At 61.6% G+C, this 19,730-nt stretch carries 13 protein-coding genes and 1 tRNA gene; 11 read left to right on the forward strand and 3 right to left on the reverse strand.

The window, feature by feature from the left end; genetic code table 11:
* Positions 1 to 7,350, reverse strand: a 7,350-nt coding sequence (locus tag ASF13_RS11690) for a hemagglutinin repeat-containing protein (protein WP_056236427.1), incomplete at its 3' end; no start/stop codon positions are given.
* A 113-nt stretch (positions 7,351 to 7,463) separates the two neighbouring features.
* The gene (locus ASF13_RS11695) at positions 7,464 to 9,176 is read right to left on the reverse strand and encodes a ShlB/FhaC/HecB family hemolysin secretion/activation protein (protein ID WP_056236429.1); all 1,713 of its coding nucleotides are present in this window, start codon (positions 9,174 to 9,176) and stop codon (positions 7,464 to 7,466) included.
* A 681-nt stretch (positions 9,177 to 9,857) separates the two neighbouring features.
* On the opposite strand from ASF13_RS11695, the gene ASF13_RS11700 reads away from it, so the two are divergent.
* The 11 genes from ASF13_RS11700 (at position 9,858) to ASF13_RS11750 (ending at position 18,654) form a co-directional block, all read left to right on the forward strand.
* Positions 9,858 to 10,769: a metal ABC transporter substrate-binding protein gene (locus ASF13_RS11700; RefSeq protein WP_056236431.1), complete on the forward strand. Its 912-nt coding sequence runs from the start codon at positions 9,858 to 9,860 to the stop codon at positions 10,767 to 10,769.
* On the forward strand, positions 10,766 to 11,542 hold the full coding sequence (locus ASF13_RS11705; RefSeq protein WP_056236433.1) for a manganese/iron ABC transporter ATP-binding protein: 777 nt from the start codon (positions 10,766 to 10,768) through the stop codon (positions 11,540 to 11,542). The genes ASF13_RS11700 and ASF13_RS11705 overlap by 4 nt, the downstream gene beginning before the upstream one ends.
* Positions 11,539 to 12,414, forward strand: a complete 876-nt coding sequence (gene sitC / locus ASF13_RS11710; protein ID WP_056236435.1) for an iron/manganese ABC transporter permease subunit SitC — start codon at positions 11,539 to 11,541, stop codon at positions 12,412 to 12,414. Before ASF13_RS11705 ends, sitC begins: the two co-directional genes overlap by 4 nt.
* Entirely contained in the window at positions 12,411 to 13,244 is an 834-nt protein-coding gene (locus ASF13_RS11715) for a metal ABC transporter permease (RefSeq protein ID WP_056237150.1), read from the forward strand. Before sitC ends, ASF13_RS11715 begins: the two co-directional genes overlap by 4 nt.
* A 155-nt stretch (positions 13,245 to 13,399) precedes the next feature.
* Positions 13,400 to 13,475, forward strand: a tRNA-Asn gene (locus ASF13_RS11720).
* Positions 13,476 to 13,768: 293 nt separating this feature from the next.
* A complete protein-coding gene (locus ASF13_RS11725; protein WP_056236437.1) occupies positions 13,769 to 14,461 on the forward strand; it encodes a GntR family transcriptional regulator in 693 nt (230 codons plus the stop codon).
* A gap of 14 nt (positions 14,462 to 14,475) precedes the next feature.
* Positions 14,476 to 15,264 (forward strand): amino acid ABC transporter ATP-binding protein, encoded by a 789-nt coding sequence (locus ASF13_RS11730; RefSeq protein WP_056236439.1) that lies wholly within the window; start codon positions 14,476 to 14,478, stop codon positions 15,262 to 15,264.
* A 61-nt stretch (positions 15,265 to 15,325) separates the two neighbouring features.
* Positions 15,326 to 16,246: an aminotransferase class IV gene (locus ASF13_RS11735; RefSeq protein WP_056236440.1), complete on the forward strand. Its 921-nt coding sequence runs from the start codon at positions 15,326 to 15,328 to the stop codon at positions 16,244 to 16,246.
* Positions 16,247 to 16,289: 43 nt separating this feature from the next.
* On the forward strand, positions 16,290 to 17,123 hold the full coding sequence (locus ASF13_RS11740) for a transporter substrate-binding domain-containing protein (RefSeq protein WP_056236443.1): 834 nt from the start codon (positions 16,290 to 16,292) through the stop codon (positions 17,121 to 17,123).
* Positions 17,124 to 17,291: 168 nt separating this feature from the next.
* Entirely contained in the window at positions 17,292 to 17,969 is a 678-nt protein-coding gene (locus tag ASF13_RS11745; protein WP_056236446.1) for an amino acid ABC transporter permease, read from the forward strand.
* A gap of 19 nt (positions 17,970 to 17,988) precedes the next feature.
* Positions 17,989 to 18,654 (forward strand): amino acid ABC transporter permease, encoded by a 666-nt coding sequence (locus ASF13_RS11750; RefSeq protein ID WP_056236448.1) that lies wholly within the window; start codon positions 17,989 to 17,991, stop codon positions 18,652 to 18,654.
* A gap of 214 nt (positions 18,655 to 18,868) precedes the next feature.
* Here ASF13_RS11750 and ASF13_RS11755 read toward each other — a convergent pair whose 3' ends face one another.
* Positions 18,869 to 19,729: a PfkB family carbohydrate kinase gene (locus ASF13_RS11755; RefSeq protein WP_056236450.1), complete on the reverse strand. Its 861-nt coding sequence runs from the start codon at positions 19,727 to 19,729 to the stop codon at positions 18,869 to 18,871.
* Between the last annotated feature and the right edge of the window lies 1 nt (position 19,730).

A 19,730-nucleotide genomic window follows, 5' to 3' on the forward strand; every position in this document is an offset into this window, starting at 1 on the left:
GCTGCGCCTTTTCCACCAGCTCGTCGAGCATCGTAGCGGTCGCCGTCCTGCTCTGAAGCAGTCGTAGCGGTCGCCGTCCTGCTCTGAAGCAATGGTCAGGTTGCCGCCAGCGTCAGCCACAATCGCTTTCCCGCTGGCCTGCGCCCCCTTCAGCGTCGTGTCGCCGCCGCTGATGATAACCAGATTATTGCCCGCGCTAACGGTGGTCTCAGTATGGGTCAGGCCGTTGCCGTGTTCGCTGCCTTTACCGGCATTTACGTTCGCCGAGACGTTGAACCCGGCCCCGCCGGAGCCGGCGGTGACCCCCACGCCAAGGCTGCCGCCCCTGCTGCTGTTTTTCCCTTCACTCTGTTCGCGGTTTTGCGCGGAAGTGAGGTTGATATCATTTTTCGCGTTCAGCGCCACATCGCCACCGGCGTCAACCTGGCTGCCGTTGATGCTGATATTGCCGTTATCGCTGGCACCCGCGTTCCCCTGCCCGGTGGCCGTGATGCTGATATTGCCACCGGCGCTGAGGGTGCTGCCCTGCGCGCGGCTGCTGTCGCTGTGACTTTCGCTTTTCGACGACTGGCTGCCGAGAGAGGCGCTGATGCCGATCGTATCGGTGGCGCCTTTTTCAAATCCTTCGTCGCCAGGTTTTAGCCCGGCAGCCTGATTGCGTGCATCAGCCGCGCCGGTTTTCGCGCTGTCCATCTCCATCGTCTGTTGCGCCTGCACCGCAGCAAGCCCGGTTTTGGTTGCCTGCAATCCGGCCAGGCGGCTGTCGCTCTCCTTACGGGCGGCCTGCGCGGCGGTGACGGCCGTGTTGATGGCCCCACCCGCCGCGCCGGAGAGCGCAAGGGTCAGGCCGCTGCTTTTCTGTTCAAAGCGTTCATCACGGGTACGCTGGTCATGTCCCGGATCGACGGTGACGCTGCTGCCGCTCAGCGTCATATTCTTACCGGCCACCAGATCCGCACCCGCGACATGCACCGCATCGTTAGCCGTAATGTTCAGGCTGCCATCGCGGCTGCCAATGGTGCTGACGCTCTGGCTCTGGGTGGTGCCCTTCTCGTCAATCTCATGACGGCTGGACTGTTTGCCGATGCTGAAACCAATGCCACCGGTGCCAGACAGCCCGCTTTTTTTCTTCTCCTCCAGCAGGTAATGAGCGTCGGTTTCGGTGGCGGCGCTGATATCAATCCGGTTGCCCGCGCGGATGTTAACATCGTCATCACCCACGACGGCCGAGCCGCTGACCCTGACATCATGTCCGGCAGTAACGGTTACCCTGTTGCCGCTGAGGGTAGATCCCTGCTCCCGAGTGACGCGATCCTCCTGCGCAATATGAGTGGTTTTTTTGTTCAGGAAGCCCTTCTTCGTACTCCGGACGTCGCTGGACTGCTCTTCACGTTCGGTCGCGGTATTCAGGATTACGTCCCGCTTCGCCGACACCGCCACCTCGCCACTTTCACTGTGCAGGGTGCTGGCCGTCAGGGTGACATCGCCCGAGGTCGCGTTAAGCAGCACCCCCTCCTGGCCGCTGAAGGTGCTGCCAGTCACGCCATCGCGGTGGGCTTCCAGCGTGCGGCTGGCCTTCGTTTTGCCCTGCCGGGTACTTTCAGCGTCCGCAATTGACGAGGTGATATGTACTTCGCCAATGCTGACCTGGTTTGCCGTAACGCTGACGCTGCCTGAAGTGCTGTCAACCTGTGCGCCCTCCGCCCGGAATGTATTACCTGCCTGCAGATCCACACCGCCCGCACCGCTGATGCTGCTGAGCTGCTGGCGGGTCTCATCATACTGGTTGCTGACCCGCGTATTGCCGCTCGCGGCGTTGAGCAGGCTGGAGCTGCTGACCTCCTCTGCCAGCAGGTTCATATTGCCCCCGGCGCTGGCCTTCAGTTGCCCGCCGGCAGCGAGCTGGCTGCCCTTAACCGTCAGATCGTTGTCGGCGTTGATGCTGAGCCTGCCGTTGGAGGTGATACTGCTGCCCAGCGCCTGCTGCCACTCCCCGCTGACCGTCGCCAGGCGTGAGCCTGCCTCTTCACGATCGCCCGCCGCACGCCCCCCCAGCGAACCGGATATCACCTCATAGCTGCCGGCATGGCTGCTTCGGGCGCTGCCGATAGTGATGTTATGGGTGGCGTTGATGGCGAGATCCTCTCTGGCCGCCAGCTTCGCGCCCTTCATCGTGATATCGCCGCCGTTGAGGTCAATCTTCCGCGCGCTGACTGCCGCCTGCCGCAGCGCGTTCTGCAGATCGGTACTGATGTCGATCAGATTCGCCCGGACCTGCACGGCATCGGCGCGAATGTCACCGCCCTGATGGTGGAATTGGCCGGCGGTGACCTCCAGCGCCCCGTCGGCAAACAGATTACCCGCATTGTTAATGCTCTCTGCCGACAGCTTCAGCTCGCCGCCGCCAATTAACGCGCCATCGCCGGTCAGCCGCAGCGTACCGGGGGCCAGATAGACTTTCGGCACCAGCACCGTCTGTGGCCCCGCTGCGGTCTGCACCGTTTCACTCACCAGCCAGACGATATCCTGCTGCAGAGCGGCAATCTGCGCCGGGGTCAGCGCCACGCCGGTTGTCAGTTGCAGATCGCTGGCCGCCTGCGCGCCGCTGTTCATCAGCGCCTGATACTGCGCCATCGCGTCCTCGCCGTGCAGCGAAGGCCGCCCGGTCAGGTTCAGCAGCTGTTCACGCACCACCCGCTGCTCATAGAAGCCGTCGCCAAGGCGCTTGTGCACGGCAGCCGGATCGTAACCCACCCGCTGCAGCAGATAGTCGCTGCTGATAAATTTGCCGCGGTCGGCAAAGCGCGGATCGGTCACCACCAGATACGGGCTTTCCGGCCCGGGGCGCTGATGGAACAGGCCGTTATCCGGAATATGGCTGGCGACCTTCTCCGCCTGCTGCTGCGCGGTCAGCGACGGGTCGGTTTCACCCGGACGCTGCTCGCCCGCCTGCACCTGTGTGGCCAGCGGGTTACGTTCCCGCTCTTCGCGCGCCGCCTGTGCGGCCTGCTGCGCCGCCTCGGTAAGGCTGGTCTGCGCCTGGCCAACGGTGGTGTTGCTAATGCTGACGGCGGTAATGGTGGTGTTGCGATTACCGCTGATGATGCCGTCAATCATGCTGAGCGCGGTGGTCTCATCGCGATCGAACTCAGGATGCCAGTGCACGGTGTCTTTATCGTAGTGATCGACGATGTGCTCCTGGCGCCGTTCGTTAACCGAGTAGCCGATATTTTTCACTTCACCGCCACCGCTGACGGCCAGATCGCCATTAGCACCGATCGTGCTGGCATCGTTTAGCAATTCGTTACGGATAGTTAAAGACATACTGCCGCCCGCCAGAATGCGGGCAGCGCTCCCCTCGGAAACCAGCCTGTCGCGGAGGACTTTGCCGCTGGCACTGCGTTCGCGCAGGTTGTTGTAATCGGTCACCTGCGGCGCGTTGAAGATGTCGAGGTGGCGCTGCGGATCCCACTGCTCGATTTTCCCCTGGTTAAATTCACGCCAGAAGGTGTTGTGATAAGGGGTGGGCACGTCATCCTGGTGGCTGCCGCGCGTGGCGTAGAAGGTCATGTCAAAGCCCCCCTCAGCCCCCGGCTTCAGCGCCAGATAGTTCACCCACAGCTCAATTTCCCTGCCGTGATTGTTCTTTACCCGCACCTTCGCGCGTTTGTTATCCGCATCGATATCGAGGATTGTGCCATAGCGGCTGCTGTTAACCGCTGAATCATCCCGGTACGGAATATGCTGCGTCACCGGAGCCATGGTGTTTTTATCGCGGTTGACCCCGGACTTGTAGGACCGCCAGTAGTAGTTGTAACGGTGCCAGCGGTAATCCTCCTCTTCCGCTTCCCGTTCGATTTCCAGGCCGATACGGCGGTTCTCCAGCCGGGCAGCGTTGAAGGCAACGTTGCCATCCGCCTCAATGGTGGCGGCAAGGTTCTCAATCAGATCGCCGCTGCGCAGCTGCAGATCGCCAGCGCTGTAGATCAGCGCGTCGTCACGGTTGGTCAGCCGCTGGCGGGCGGTGAGATCGGTGCGTTCGGTTGCGGCGATCAGCGCCTGGCTGCCGTGATTGTCGAGGGTGCCAGTGGTTACCGCAATGCGATCGCCGGTTAAGGTGGCGCGGTTGTCCAGCCGGTCGCTGGCTATCTGCAGGTTGTCGGCCTCAATCCGGCCGTCATTCTGCAGCAGTCCGGTGGTAAGCTGCAGCGTTTTTCCGACCAGGCTGCCGCTGTTGTTCAGGCCGTTGCTGGTGAGCTGCAGATCGCCGGGCAGCAGCCACTGTGCCAGGTTGGTTAATACCCCGGCCACGCTCAGCGTCACCCTGCCGTTGCTGGTCAGCGTGTCGCCCGTGCGATGGGTGTAGTCGCCGCCCAGTGCCAGCGTCAGCGCCCGGCCGCCGGTGAGTGAACCGCCGGTATTATTCAGTGCGCGCAGCGTAGCATTCAGGGTGCCGCCGCTCTCAATGGTGCCGCGCTGATTCAGGAGTTCAGCCACGCCCGGGGCAGCATCTGCCGTGGAAAGCGCACGGTCAGCGGCGGATAGCGCGGCTGCGCTGTGATCCGCTGCCCTGGCCTCATCAGCCTTAGCCAGACCCTGCAGTGTGACATCGCCCTCTGCCAGCAGCCGACCCTCGCGGTTATCCAGCCGGTCGCTGGCGATGTTCAGCGAACTGCTGCTGTAGATCTGACCTTCACGGTTGGCCAGGCCGGTTGCCGCAATCACCGCCGCCAGACGGCTGGTGAGATGCCCCTGGCGGTTATCAAGATCCTGCGCCTGCAGCTGCAGGCTGCCGTCTGCGGTCAGCTGCCCGTTACGGTTATCCAGCGTCCGGGCGGCGAGCAGCTTAAGCTCGCTGCCACCATAAACCTCGCCGTGGCGGTTATCGATGTTGCCGGCGTTAACGCTCATCACGCCGTTCGCTTTCAGCTGCCCGCTGCGGTTATCCAGCTCGCTCAGTTTGAGTGTGGCATCACCGCTGCTCAGCACGCTGCCGTTGCGATTTTCCAGCCGTCCTGCCTCCAGCGTCACAATCTGCTGGCCGCCGATCCAGCCGTCATTGTTGTTCACATTACCCGTATGCAGCCGCACCGCCTGCTGGCCGAACAGGCGGCCGTTGCGGTTGTCCAGAGTACCGCCGCCATTCAGCGTCAGCTCGCCGGCCTGCAGCGTGCCACCCTGGTTATCCGTGTCGCCGTCAATATCAAGCCGGAGATGCTCAACGGCCAGCAGCTTGCCGCCCGCGTTATTCAGCCCTTGCGCCGTCAGCTGCAGGTTCTCTGCCATCACCTGCGCATCGCGGTTATCCCATACGCCTGCGGTGCTCAGGCCCAGCGTGCCGCCGCTGATGATTTTTCCCTGCTGATTATTGATGCCGTCACGGGCATTCATCGTCAGCGATCCCTGGCTGGTCAGAGTGCCGTTGACGTTACTGATGCTACCGGCATCCAGCGCCAGCGCGCCGTTGCTGCCGAGCAGCCCGCCATCATTACCGATCGGGCCGTCAGTCTGCCAGCGCTGCGCCTGCTCCCCCAGCGCCACCAGACGTCCGTTGGCGTTGTTCAGCGATGCCGCCTGCAGGCTGAGGTCCTGCGCTTCAATGCTGCCGCTGCGGTTATCCAGCGCGCCGGTCAGCTGAAAGCGGCTGAGGGCATCACCGGTCTGCGTCCAGACGCCGCCCTCAGCCCACAGATCGTTGCCGGTAATCTGCCAGCTTCCCGCGCTGACTGAAGCGTTCTGTGCCGCAATATCACCGGAGGTGGTCAGCCACAGCTGGCCGACGTCGAGGGTCGCGCCGGCCAGTGAGACGGCAGCCGGTGCAGCGTCTGCCGGAGACTGTTGCCGATCTGCCTGCTGATTATGGCCTGTCTGAGGGGGATTATTCGCCAGCCGGGCTGAAGGGGCCTGCTGCGGTTTTTCGGTCAGAGTGGCCGATCCGCGGCGTTTCGTTCTTTCTGTCCGCCTGTCCGTGTCTGAGCTTTGCAGTATCGCGCGTCCGGCTGCCAGCCGGCTGCCGCTCAGGTCGACCCGGCTGCCGCTGACAGTGACGTCTCCCCGACTTAACAGCCTGCCACCGGCACGAACCGTACCTTTACTCTTCAGGGTCAGATCCGCCTTATGCACCAGCGAACTGTTGATATCGCTACCCGCCAGCAGATTTCCCCGGCTGTCGATGCCCTGCGCAGCCTGCAGCGACACGTCCCCGGCCGCAGCCAGTGTACCGGACTGGCGAAGATGTCCGCTGGTGCTGCTGACCTGCAGTTTTCCTCCCGTATAGAGGGTGCCGTGCTGTTCAATATCGTCGCGAGCCTGCAGGCGAATATCGCCACCGGCCTGGGTATGCGCATTATCCTGCCACACCAGCCGCCCGTTGCTGCTGACGGTCAGCGTTTTGTCCGCCTGCAGCTGGCCGCCACGGTTGCGCACGCCAACGCCCGCTTCGGTAGCGATCATACGGATCGCCCCGCTGTACATGCCGCCCATCTGGCCCATATCGATGGCCAGTTCCGCTGGCCCACTCTCCACCGCCAGCGGCTGAATAACCGAGCCATCGGCGCTGATGCGGTTGCGCCCGGCCACCACCGTGGCCTCACGGGTGGCGCGAATGCTGCCGTTAATCTTCACCGTGCGCGCCAGCAGCTCAACGTAAGCCGTGTCGTTACGGGCATTATCGTTCAGCCCGCCGCCCGCCACCTCAATCCGTCCGCGCTCCACCTGCCAGCCCGCCAGGCTACCGTCCTGGTTCCACTGCGGTTTGCCGGTGCTCAGCGTCATACGCCCGGCGTTGATGGTGCCGCATCCGTCGCACAGCAGCCCGGCCGGGTTGGCGACAATCACCTGCGCCTTACCGCCCGCCACCTCAAGATAACCTCTCAGCTGACTGGGGTTACTGCTGTTGACCTCGTTGAGGATCACCCGCGCCGGATCGCGCCCGTTCAGGTTCGGATTGCCCTGAACCATGCCTGCCAGCTGCGTCTGCGTCATGGTCGCTGAGTTGTTAAGGATCGCCCCGCGTTTATCCACATCAAACTGCTGGTACTGATTGTGCGACAGCCCGGCCTGGTTTGGCGCGCTGATATTGACCTGCGGCAGGCCGTTCTGCGTATCGATCACCTGCGGCTGCTGGCTGGCGGGGGCACGCCCGTCGGCGACAATACCTGCCGCCAGCACCGGCGTGGCGCTGACGGCCAGCCCGACCAGCAGCGCCAGCGGACGCAGCGCGACCCAACGCCTGTGGCCGCCACTGCGCCCCTGGGCGGGCGGCGTGCCGCAGCCGCGCGCCAGCTCGGATACCACCTGCAGTTCACCGCGTGTGCGGTTGACGATATGACGATAACAGCGCTTGTTCATGATTTTCTTCCCTGAAAAAAGTGATTGATAAGTCAGTTATTTACCGTCAGCAGCACGGCGATTACCCTGCGCCTTCAGGGGCGTGGGGATGAAAGCAAAACGGTTACCTGATGCTACAGCTGCAGGCTGACGCTAAACCCGCTGGTCAGCCCGGAGGTGTGAAACCCCTGCGGCTTCACCAGCGGCACGCCGGCAAACAGGTCGTAGCTCAGCCGCTGCCACAGTGCGCCACGCAGGCCAACGGCGCTGCCCGCCAGCTGGTGCCCGGTCAGATAGCGGGTGCCGGGGCCAGCCACACGGCCATAGTCGACCGCCCAGTAGAGCTCATGGCCGGGTAACGGCGCGCGCCACGCCAGTTCGTTACGCCACTGCACGCCGCGTTCGCCAGAGAGCAGTTCTTCACCGTCAAAGCCGCGTACGGTGTAGCGGCCGGCAATCGCCATCCGGTCCTGCGGCGTCAGGGCATGGTGGCTCCACTGGCCGCTCAACGTGCCGTTGTAACGCCAGGCCGACGTCAACGGCAGGTTCAGGTTCAGGTCGCCGCTGGCGATGCCGGTACGGGCGCTGCCGCCGTGATAAGACTCTTCAGGCGCGGGCAGCGCGCCAAATGCGCCGGTGCCGCGCCGCCAGCGCAGGCTGGCGTCAAGCGTTGCGCTGTTCAGATAACTGTGCTGATTAATCCCTGCCTCCCAGCCTGCCGTGCGGCGGTGCTGCTGGCTGATATCAATGCCGTCGACGGCGTTGGTAGCCTGGCGGCCCCAGGCGCTGAGGCTGAGCGACGTTTTGTGCGACTGACTGCGCAGCAGCAGGCGCGAGACGGTAAAACGCGCGTTTTCACTTTTGCCGCTGTAGGTCAGGATATCGCCCGCGCTCGGCAGATTCTGATGGTAGGTGTAGTCGTTGTAGTTGGCGCTAAACAGCCAGTAGCCATAGGGGATCATGTAGTTCAGCGTATGCGAGCGATTGCCAAACGGCCCGTGCTGAAACAGATCACGCCCGACGCTGGCATAGAACAGATCGTTCTGGGCAAACGGCGCGTCGACCGACAAGGTGGCCGAGCCGAGATAGCGCCCGGTACTCTTCGATCCGCCGTCATCCACGGCCAGGCTCAGGTGCAGCGGGCGGCTCTCCTGCCAGCCGATCAGCAGGTCGCTGCTGCCCTCCTGCTGGCCGGGCACGATACGGATATCGGCGGCCACGTTCGGCACCCGGCGCAGGTTCTCCAGCGCCTGTTCAATATCGCGCAGATTAAGCAGATCGCCGCGCCGCGCCGGCAGTGCATTCCACAGCCGGCCACGCCAGCCCACCGGATCGCTGAAGCGAACAACACCGATGCGCCCCGGCTGCAGCGTCAGGGTTAACACACCGTGGCTGAGGTCCTGCTCCCGGGCCATCACCCGGGTGGTGACATAGCCGCGCGCAAGAATGGCGTTCTGCACGCGATCCAGCGCCAGTTTAATGCCCCGCCCGCCCAGACAGCGCCCGTCAATGCCGTTGACCGCCGCCAGCGCCCACTGAAAACGGCCCGCGTCTTCGCCCTCCAGCCGCACGCTGTGCAACGGAAAACAGGGCTTCTCGTTGGCCGGGTACGCCGTCACCGCCAGTGGCGGCACGCTCAGGCGGACCTCAGGGCGTGGAGTATTTTGCTGTTGCAACGCGCGTTCACGCTCCTGCTGGCGCTGTTGTTCACTGGCATCCCTGAGCGCGGCCGCACGCTGCTGCTCCGGGCTGGCGGTGGGGGGAGCGGCGCACAGCGGGGTTGAGCAGAGTAACAGTGCGCCACAGCCAAATGACGCCGCTGAAAAAGTTCGATAATACAGGTTCATCCATGACTCCCATGCCAGATTAAATGGAAACATCCTGCCGCTTAATAACCAGAAAACGCTTAAACTTCTGTGTTAATGTTATTTCCGCTCAAAAAAACAGCAGCATTTTATTTGATATAAAAAATTACAACAATCAACGACGGATAAACAAAAGGAAGGTTCAGTGAACTTTTCAGGTAAAGCACATTTTGCCTAAACCACTAAAAAATAGTAAAATATCCATTTTAAAATCAAAAGAAACTCACATAAAAAATTACATCTCTACTGATGAAAAAAACAAAATACCTTATTTTATCAAGGGCAGCTCGATTAAAACCTTAATTGCAGCATTACATTAATCCGTTTTATTTTTGGTACAGCCTGCACGCTGTTATCAGTCATCTGAAAATAACCCGCGCCTTCCGATTCAACGCAACCTGAACGGGTTAAGCAGCCTCGCCCTGACGTTTCGTTTTCCTGTCATCTCACTGTGCGATACTGCGCTTTCCAGCCCTCCGCTCCCTGCCTTCTCACTGACAACCCGGCCGGTCGCCACGCGCCTGCTCCCCATCCCCACCTGCTCAGCTGACAAATTTTTACCGAATCAGGAGCAAAAAATGCTCACCCTGAGTTATAGCCTGTGCTATACCTTATAGCATCAGCTAATCACCCTGCGTCATTACCCCGTTCAGGAGAATCCGAATGCCCCGACTGTTACGCTTACCCCGGCTGCTCTGCGCCCTCACCCTTGCCGTCCTGCCCCTGTCCGGCGCGCTGGCGGCGGAGAAGCTGAAAGTCATCACCACCTTTACGGTGATTGCCGATATGGCGAAAAACGTCGCGGGCGACAGCGCCGACGTCGCGTCCATCACCAGGCCGGGAGCAGAAATCCACGAGTATCAGCCAACGCCGGGCGACATTAAGCGGGCGCAGGGCGCGCAGCTGATCCTCGCCAACGGTCTGAACCTGGAACTGTGGTTTAACCGCTTCTATCAGCACCTGAAAGGAGTGCCGGAAGTGGTGGTCTCCTCAGGGGTGGTACCGATGGGCATTGGTGAAGGCCCGTATCAGGGTAAACCTAACCCGCACGCCTGGATGTCGGCCGACAACGCGCTGATCTACGTCGATAACATTCGCGACGCGCTGGTGAAGTACGACCCGGCCAACGCGGCCAGTTACCAGCAGAACGCCGAGCGCTACAAGCAGCAGATCCGCGCCACCGTCGCCCCGGCGAAACAGGCGCTGGCGCAGATCCCTGAGGATAAGCGCTGGCTGGTCAGCAGCGAGGGGGCCTTCTCCTACCTGACCCGCGACTACGGGCTGAAAGAACTCTATCTGTGGCCGATCAACGCCGATCAGCAGGGTACGCCGCAGCAGGTGAGAAAAGTGATCGATGCGGTAAAACAGCATCATATCCCGGCGGTATTCAGCGAAAGTACCATCTCCGATAAACCGGCGCGCCAGGTGGCCCGCGAGACGGGCAGCCACTACGGCGGCGTGCTCTACGTTGACTCGCTGAGCGCGGCCGATGGTCCGGTGCCCACCTACCTTGACCTGCTGCGCGTCACCAGCGACACCATCGTCAAGGGTATCCAGCAGGGGATGGCAAAATGACCGGCGTCCCGGCCGGCGTGGTGCGGCCTGACGGCATCCGCATTGATAACCTGATGGTCACCTACCGCAACGGCCACACCGCGCTGCGCGACACCTCGCTGACCCTGCCGACCGGCAGCATTAGCGCCCTGGTCGGGATTAACGGCTCCGGTAAATCGACGCTGTTCAAGGCGATTATGGGCTTTGTGCCGCTGGCCAGCGGCAGCATCACCCTGCTCGACCGGCCGGGCAAACAGGCGCTGAAGCAGAACCTGGTCTCCTACGTGCCGCAGGCGGAGGACGTTGACTGGTCGTTCCCGGTGCTGGTGGAGGACGTGGTGATGATGGGCCGCTACGGCCATATGAACTGGCTGCGCATCGCCCGCCGCGAGGATCACCGGCTGGTGGAGGAGGCGCTGGCGCGGGTCAATATGCTGGAGTTCCGCAAGCGGCAGATCGGCGAGCTCTCCGGCGGGCAGAAAAAGCGCGTGTTCCTGGCGCGTGCCATCGCCCAGCGCGGTGAGGTGATCCTGCTCGACGAGCCGTTTACCGGCGTTGACGTCAATACCGAACGGCAGATCATCAGCCTGCTGCGTGAACTGCGCGACGAGGGGCGCACGCTGCTGGTCTCCACCCATAATCTGGCTTCGGTCACCGACTACTGCGATCGCACGGTGATCGTTAAGGGCACGGTGCTGGCCAGCGGCGAGACGCGCACCACCTTTACCCGCGAAAACCTTGAGGCCGCCTTCAGCGGCGCGCTGCGCGAGATCAACTGGGAGAACCTGAAGTGAGCTGGCTCATTGAACCCTTCACCTACCAGTACATGCTCAACGCCATGTGGGTGTCGGCGCTGGTCGGCGGCGTCTGCGCGTTTCTCTCCTGCTATCTAATGTTAAAGGGCTGGTCGCTGATTGGTGACGCCCTCTCCCACTCGATCGTGCCCGGCGTGGCCGGTGCTTATATGCTCGGCCTGCCGTTTGCCCTCGGCGCGTTTCTCTCCGGCGGGCTGGCGGCAGGCAGCATGCTGTTCCTCAACCAGCGCTCCCGACTGAAAGAGGACGCAATTATCGGCCTGATCTTCTCCTCGTTCTTCGGGCTGGGGCTGTTTATGGTGTCGCTGAACCCGACCTCGGTGAATATTCAGACCATCATCATGGGCAATATTCTGGCCATCGCCCCGGAGGATATCGTGCAGCTGGCGGTAATTGGCTTTGTCTCGCTGCTGATCCTGCTGCTGAAGTGGAAAGACCTGATGGTGGCCTTTTTTGACGAGAGCCACGCGCGCTCGATTGGCCTGAGCCCGCCGCGGCTCAAGCTGCTGTTTTTCACCCTGCTGGCCGCCTGTACGGTCGCCGCGCTGCAGACCGTCGGCGCGTTTCTGGTGATCTGCCTGGTGGTGACGCCGGGGGCAACCGCCTACCTGCTCACCGACCGCTTTGAGCGCCTGCTGCTGATTGCGGTACTGATCGGCAGCCTGACCAGCTTCTTCGGCGCGTGGCTGAGTTACTGGCTGAACGGCGCCACCGGCGGCATTATCGTGCTGGCCCAGACGCTGGTGTTCCTGGTAGCGTTTATCTTTGCGCCGAAGCACGGCTGGCTGGCGCGCAGGCAGCGTGGCCTCCAGGCGCGGCGCAACCCCGGCTCATCTCAGGAGCGGCTCTGATGCTTAACGTTTTGCTGCAACCTTTTGAGTTCGACTTTATGGTCAACGCGCTGACCATTTCGCTGGTGGTCGCCATCCCCTGCGCGCTGCTGTCATGCTTTATGGTGCTCAAAGGCTGGTCGCTGATGGGTGATGCCATGAGCCACGCGGTGTTTCCCGGCGTGGTGGTGGCCTGGATTATCGGTATTCCGGTGGCGATCGGTGCCTTTGTCGCCGGGCTGTTCTGCGCGCTGGCCAGCGGCTGGCTGTCGGACAACAGCCGCATCAAGCGTGATACGGTGATGGGCATCGTCTTCTCCGGCATGTTTGCGCTCGGGCTGGTGCTTTACGTGTCGATTCAGTCGGAGGTGCATCTCGACCACATTCTGTTTGGCGATATGCTCGGGGTGTCTTTTGCCGATATCGCGCAGACCGCCGCCATCGCGGCCGTGGTGCTGCTGGTGGTCGTGGTGAAATGGCGCGATCTGCTGCTGCACGCCTTCGACCCAAGCCAGGCGAAGGCCAGCGGCCTGAACACCGGACTGCTGCACTACGGCCTGCTGTGTCTGATTGCCATGACCATCGTAGCCACGCTGTCGTCGGTGGGAATTATTCTGTCGATTGCGCTGCTGATCGCGCCGGGGGCCATCGCCCTGCTGCTGATGCGCCGCTTTGCCACGGTAATGATCTGCGCGGTGCTGCTGTCGGTCGCGGTCTGTTTTAGCGGCACATATCTGGCATTTTTCCTCGACAGCGCCCCGGCACCGACCATTGTGGTGCTGTTCAGCCTGCTGTTTATCCTCTCCTTCAGCTATGCCCGGCTGCGGGACAGCCGCACGGTCAGCGCCTGATCCTCGTCTTCCCCCGGCTTTTCACCGGGGGATTAGACGGTAAATGCACGACAAATCATCAGCTTGTTGAAAACATCGGCACTCAGTCACTTTTATGACGTTTACGCGTTGACACCCCGACCCGCGATGATTAATATGCGCCTCGTTCACACGATTCCTCTGTAGTTCAGTCGGTAGAACGGCGGACTGTTAATCCGTATGTCACTGGTTCGAGTCCAGTCAGAGGAGCCAAATTTGAAAAAGAACGCCCGGCTCAGGGAGCAGCTTGCGCAAGCCATACGGGATAAGAAGTGCTTCAGCCGGGCCTGGGCCGAAAGGACTGCCGACAGTCCAGAGGCGGAATTCATGCTGTTAATGTTCAGGTTGTTGTGCCTGTAACTCAAAGTGGCTCAGGCCGTTTTCCCTCCCCCTCTCCCTCCTTTGGATAAAATGCTATTAATTAGATCAAACCGCTATTACTCTTTTACTTAAGTTTATCTTATAGTCTCTTAAGATTGTCGACAGTCGACAAAAAAGGATGCCCGATGGATATCAACCCTGTGACTCCCCGCGTAACGCTGCGTACTGAAGTGGGTGAACGGCTGCGTCAGGCGATCATAGAACGTCAACTGGCGCCGGGCAGTAAGCTGACCGAGTCACGGCTGGCCCAGGAGTTTGGCGTCAGCCGCGCGCCGATGCGCGAGGCCATTTCGGCGCTGGTGGAAGAAGGGCTGCTGGTGGCTAAACCCTATGCGGGCTACTACGTGCAGTCGCTGAATGAGCAGAGCCTGCGCGATCTGTACGATATGCGTCGGGTGCTGGAAACCTTCGCCTTTGAGCTGGTGTGGCCGAAGCGGGATGAGGCGTTTCGTGCCGCGCTGCATCAGCGTCATGAAGCGCTGCTGCAGATCCTGCTACAGGATGACAAATTCGCGGCGATTAAGGCCGAGTTGCACCTGCACGGCACCGCCTTTGACTTTTGTGGCAACGAGTTGTTAGTCAGTACCTGGCGCAGCTTATCCGGCCGGCTACAACTTTACTGGTCGCTGCACCAGGATATTCATGGCCGTAAAGGCGCCCGTCTGGACGCCCATGAAAGCTATGTCGCACTGGCCTGTGGCGATGACTGGCAGGCGATGCGGGAAGATATCGCTGAGCACGTGTACCGCGGGGTGGAAAAAGTGGTGGAGTCAGTGAAAATCCACCAGGGGCTTATCGCTCCCGCCAAAAGAACCTGATAAGAGAACCGCTTATGTCACACCCTTTGCTGACCATCAGCCAGCTGCACAAGCGTTTTGGTGACCACCACGTGCTGAAAGGCGTCGATCTGACGGTAAATGCCGGCGATCGCATCGCGATTATCGGTGGCAGTGGTTCAGGTAAAAGCACCCTGCTGCGCTGCCTGAATTTTATGGAACTGCCCAGCGCCGGAGAGATTACCCTCGACGGCCGGCTGATTGGCAAGGCGCTGCCGCCGGCCGGTAACGGTGAAAAACGCGTACAGTACAGCGAGGCTGAACTCTGTGAGGTGCGCAAAAAAATTGGCATGGTGTTTCAGCAGTTCAACCTCTTCCCACAGATGACCGTCCTGCAGAACGTGATGGAGGGGCTGGTACAGGTGAAGCGCCTTAAAAAAGCCCGGGCGCAGGAGATTGCCTTAGCCGAGCTGAATAAGGTCGGGCTGGGCGATAAGGCGCAGGCTTACCCTGGCCGCCTTTCCGGCGGGCAGCAGCAGCGGGTGGCGATCGCCCGCGCGCTGGCGATGCAGCCGGAAATTATGCTGTTTGATGAACCGACCTCGTCGCTGGATCCGGAACTGGTCGGTGAGGTACTGACCAGCATCCGCAGCCTGGCTGACGAGGGCCGCACCCTGCTGCTGGTGACCCACGAGCTGGGTTTTGCTTACCACTTCGCCAGCCGGGTGATCTTCTTTGCCGACGGTGAATTTTACGAGAGCGGCACGCCGGACGAGGTGCTGAAGCACCCGCAGCGGCCGAAAACCCGGGCGTTTATCGACCGTTTTACCACCTTCAGCTTTTAGCTGATTCCCGGCGCCTGCACCAGGGACGCTTCCACCAGGGCATTTTACGTAAGGAACCATCATGAGCATTACGCCTTCCGGCACCAGCGCACAGGGCTATATCCCTGACGAGCGCAACGAGAACGTGATTGTTTACGTTAACGGCGAGTTTGTGCCGAAACATCAGGCCACGGTGTCGATTTTTGACAGCGGCTTTGTGCTGGGAGACGGCGTCTGGGAGGGGCTGCGGCTGGTTAACGGTAAGCTGCTGGCCATCGACCAGCACCTTACCCGACTGTTCGACGGGGCGAAGTCGATTGAGCTGGATATCGGCGTCGATAAGGCCGGCATGCTGGCACTGATTGAAGAAACGTTGCGACGTAACCAGATGCACGACGGCGTGCATATCCGTCTGATGGTCACCCGCGGTAAAAAACACACGCCAAACCAGGATCCGCGCTTTGCGCTGGGCCAGGCGACCATCGTGATCGTCGCCGAGTTTAAGGTGATTGATAACGCGAAAAAAAGTCAGGGTCTGTCGCTGTTTACCTCCACCTACCGCTGCAGCGGCCCGGACGTGTTCGACCTGCGCCTCAACTCACACAGCCGCCTGAACTTTATTCAGGCGCTGATCCAGGCAATCAACGCCGGTGCCGACGAAGCGCTGATGCTCGATCCGCACGGCTTTGTCGCCAGCTGTAACTCCACCAACTTCTTTATCGTGCGCGGGGATGAGCTCTGGACCTCCAGCGGGCGCTTCAACTTCAACGGCATCACCCATAAAACGGTGATGCGGCTGGCGCGTGAGGCGGGTATTACCCTGGTGGTGGGTGATTACACCCTCGCCGAGGTCTACACCGCCGATGAAGCCTTTATTACCGGTACGCTGGGCGGCCTTACCCCGGTGGTGCGCGTGGATGGTAAGACCATCGGCAGCGGCCAGCCGGGGGCGCTGACCGCACGCCTCTCCGCCCTTTATGAACACTACACCCAGGCCGGCTAAGGTGCGTTAAGCCACCACAGCGGCCCATAACCCGAGGTAATTTATGAACGTATGGCATCGTCCTTTGCGTCGGCTGTTTGCCGCCGCCCTGCTTGGCAGCACGCTGTTCTCAGCCGCCGCCAGCGCTGCAGACTCCACCTGGGATCAGATTCATGAGACTAAACAGCTGCGCCTTGGCGTGGCGCCTGGCGATCCGTGGTACTACAAAGACCCGATTAGCGGCCAGTGGACCGGGGTGGGTTATAAGCTTGGCGAGAAGATTGCTGCGGATCTCGGCGTGAAGCTGGTGCCGGTGGAGACCACCTACGGCAACGTTGCGGCAGCTATTCAGGCCAATCAGATCGACCTGCTGCTGGTGCTGGACGCCACCGCCGAACGTAAAAAAGCGCTGGCGTTCCCGGAAGCGCCGCTGCTGTGGTACAAGCAGGGCGTGCTGGTGAAAGACGGCATCAAAGCCGACAGCTGGGACGACCTTAACCGCCCTGACGTGCGCATTGGCGTGACCCTCGGCAGCTCGACCGACCGCGATCTGACCCAGCGTCTGCCGAAAGCGCAGATCCAGCGCTTCGCCAACACCGATGAGACCGTTGCCGCGTTTATGTCGAAACGCATCGACGGTTTTGCCTTCTACCATCCGGCGCTGGCAATTGCCCTGTCGCACATCCGTACCGGCAACCTGGTCGTGCCGACCCCGGTGGTGCAGCTGTCCAGCAGCATCGGCCTGCGCAAAGAGAGCGACCCGCGCTTCCTCAACTACATCAACGAGGAAGTGATCAAGCTGAACGCCAGCGGTGAGGTGCAGAAAACCTTTAGCGAGTATATGACTTCTAAAGGGCTGGATGCCAAAGCCATTCCGGGCGTGACGGCGGATCGGTAACCGGTGTGCCTAATACGGCCGGCGCGGAAGCGGTCGCCAGCAACAGGGTAACCGGCCGTCAACTGACCGGTGTAGCGTAGCGGGCTAAATCGCCCTGCGCTGCCCGGCAGCAGAATGTGCAACAGATCACTGGCGCATTGCGCTGTGGCAAGGGCAGCAGGAGAAGGTATGCAGTATCAGTGGGATTTTAGCGGCGTCTGGCAGCAGCGGGCGCTGCTGCTGGAGGGGCTGCTCGGCACCGCGCAGCTGGCGCTGGCGGCGATCCTGATCGGCATCCTGGTCGGCGGCGTGGTGGCGCTGATGATGATGTCACCTAAGCGCGTGCTGCGGCTGCCGGCGAAGGTATTTATCGACTTTTTCCGCAATACGCCGCCGCTGGTACACTTTTTCTGGTGCTTCTACGCCCTGCCGCTGGTCAGCGGCATTACGCTGTCGCCCTACTGGGCGGCGGCCATCGCCCTCTCCACCCAGTCCGGCGCCTTCTACGCCGAGGTGTTTCGCGGCGGCATCCAGTCAGTGGAGCGCGGCCAGTGGGAAGGCGCAAAAGCGATCGGCATGAGCCACCGTCGCGCCCTGTGGCGGGTGATCCTGCCGCAGGCGCTGCGCCGGATGAGCGGGCCGTTTGTCGAACGCACCTTCGAGCTGATTAAAACCACTTCGCTGGCCTCCACCCTCGCCTACAGCGACGTGATCTATAAAGCAATGCAGGTCAACAGCATGCTGTTCCGCCCGCTGGAGATCTACACCGTGATCGCCGGGCTGTTCTTTATTTCGCTGCTGCTGCTCAGCCAGCTGGCGCGCATCGCTGAATACCGCCTCGCCCGCTACAGTCGGGCGCAGGATTAAAACATGGGAGTAAACCACCGTGGAATTTAGCTGGGACAGCGCCGTGGTATGGACCAGCCTGCCGGTGCTGGGGCGCGGCATTATACTGACCGTAGAACTTTGGGCTGTCGCTTTTCCGCTGGGCATGCTGGCCGGCGCGCTGTTCAGCCTTGGCCGCACCTCGGGTAGCCGCCTGTTAAACGGCCTGAGCATCGCCTGGGTGGAAGTGTTCCGCAATACCCCGGTGCTGATTCAGCTGATCTGGTTCTACTACGCCCTGCCGGCGCTGACCGGCGTGCAGCTGTCGCCGCTGCAGGCCTCGCTGCTGGCGCTGGGCCTCAACACCTCCGCCTACTGCTGCGAGATTTTCCGCAGCGGTATTCAGTCGGTGGCACAGGGGCAGTGGGAAGGAGCAAAAGCGATCGGCATGCGTAAAGCGCAGATCCTGCGGCGCATTATCTTCCCGCAGGTGTTCAAACGCATGCTGCCCGCGCTGACCAACCGCGGCATCGAGATGGCGAAAATGACCTCGCTCTGTTCGGTGCTGTCGGTGCAGGAGATTATGTATCAGGGGCGGCTGCTCAGCGCCGCGTACTACCGCCCGCTGGAGATCTTCACCTGCGTGGCGCTGATCTACTTCCTGGTAATCTGGCCGTTAAGCCTGCTTTCCGGGCGGCTGGAAAAGAGATGGAGCCGGTCGGACTAAGGCGGTGCGCTACGCCCTGGCTGACGCAGGGGTGAAATGCGTGACTTACGTACCCGATGATAAAACTTTTCGCGCCAGGTTCGGTCACCTTCATCAGGGTGTGGATCCGCGGAAGTAAAAACCCGGGCAACAATTTGACGGCAATAAAAAGCCCCGAATGCAGCAGCATTCAGGGCCTTGAGACTGGAGAAACCGGCCGTCACGGCGGGCGGTGTTACGCCGCCGGGCGTGAAACGTGTTCAGCGGCCGCCTGATTAGCACGCGCAACGGCGGTGGAGAGCGGCTCGCCCTGCAACAGCGTGGCGCACAGCATACCCATAAAGCAGTCCCCCGCGCCGTGGGTGCTGACCAGTACCACCTTTTGTGCGGCCAGCGACTGCGCAGGCTGGCCCGCTTCAATCCAGGCCACGCCGTGTTCCCCGGCGGTGACCACCACCGCCGGATAGTGCTGGCCCAGCGCCTGAGCGGCCTGCAGCGCATCTGCAAGGCTGTTGACGCTGATGCCGCTCATGTCGCGCGCTTCCACGCCGTTCACCACCAGCAGATCGAGGCAGGCGATCAGCGCCGGGCTTAACGCCCGTGCCGGGGCGGCGTTGATGCACACCGGGATCGCCCGCTGGCGGGCAGCCTGCGCCGCGGCGAGGTTCACCGCGTCCGTGACCTCATTCTGCAGCACCAGCATCCCCACCTGCTGCCACAGCGACGCTTCCGCCAGCGCCTGGGGTTCGATCAGGGTATTTGCCCCCGACACCACCACCGCGCCGTAGTCGCCTTCGGCATCCTGGATCGCCACGCTCATCCCGGAAGGTTCACCGGCTTTTACCGCCACCCGGCTGTCAATGCCGTGCTCATCTAATACCGCCAGCAAAAATGCTCCGGGCGCATCGTCGCCGACCGCGCCCGCGAAGCGCACTGCAGCCCCCGCCCGCGCGGCGGCCACCGCCTGATTACCGCCTTTACCGCCAAATTTGTAGCTGCAGCGGCTGCCGATCACCGTTTCGCCCTTTTCCGGGCGATGATCGGCCTGCAGCATAATGTCGTAATGGAGACTGCCGGTGACTAAGATCTGACTCATG

Origin of the sequence: Erwinia sp. Leaf53 (assembly GCF_001422605.1) — a bacterium.
In the GTDB taxonomy this organism is placed as follows: domain Bacteria; phylum Pseudomonadota; class Gammaproteobacteria; order Enterobacterales; family Enterobacteriaceae; genus Erwinia.

Bases quoted from the DNA above. Each gene is read 5' to 3' on its own strand.
- ASF13_RS11730 (WP_056236439.1), top strand. From the start codon at position 14,476: ATGTCACACCCTTTGCTGACCATCAGCCAGCTGCACAAGCGTTTTGGT.
- ASF13_RS11735 (WP_056236440.1), top strand. From the start codon at position 15,326: ATGAGCATTACGCCTTCCGGCACCAGCGCACAGGGCTATATCCCTGAC.
- ASF13_RS11740 (WP_056236443.1), top strand. From the start codon at position 16,290: ATGAACGTATGGCATCGTCCTTTGCGTCGGCTGTTTGCCGCCGCCCTG.
- ASF13_RS11695 (WP_056236429.1), bottom strand. From the start codon at position 9,176: ATGAACCTGTATTATCGAACTTTTTCAGCGGCGTCATTTGGCTGTGGC.
- ASF13_RS11700 (WP_056236431.1), top strand. From the start codon at position 9,858: ATGCCCCGACTGTTACGCTTACCCCGGCTGCTCTGCGCCCTCACCCTT.
- ASF13_RS11705 (WP_056236433.1), top strand. From the start codon at position 10,766: ATGACCGGCGTCCCGGCCGGCGTGGTGCGGCCTGACGGCATCCGCATT.
- ASF13_RS11745 (WP_056236446.1), top strand. From the start codon at position 17,292: ATGCAGTATCAGTGGGATTTTAGCGGCGTCTGGCAGCAGCGGGCGCTG.
- ASF13_RS11755 (WP_056236450.1), bottom strand. From the start codon at position 19,729: ATGAGTCAGATCTTAGTCACCGGCAGTCTCCATTACGACATTATGCTG.
- ASF13_RS11725 (WP_056236437.1), top strand. From the start codon at position 13,769: ATGGATATCAACCCTGTGACTCCCCGCGTAACGCTGCGTACTGAAGTG.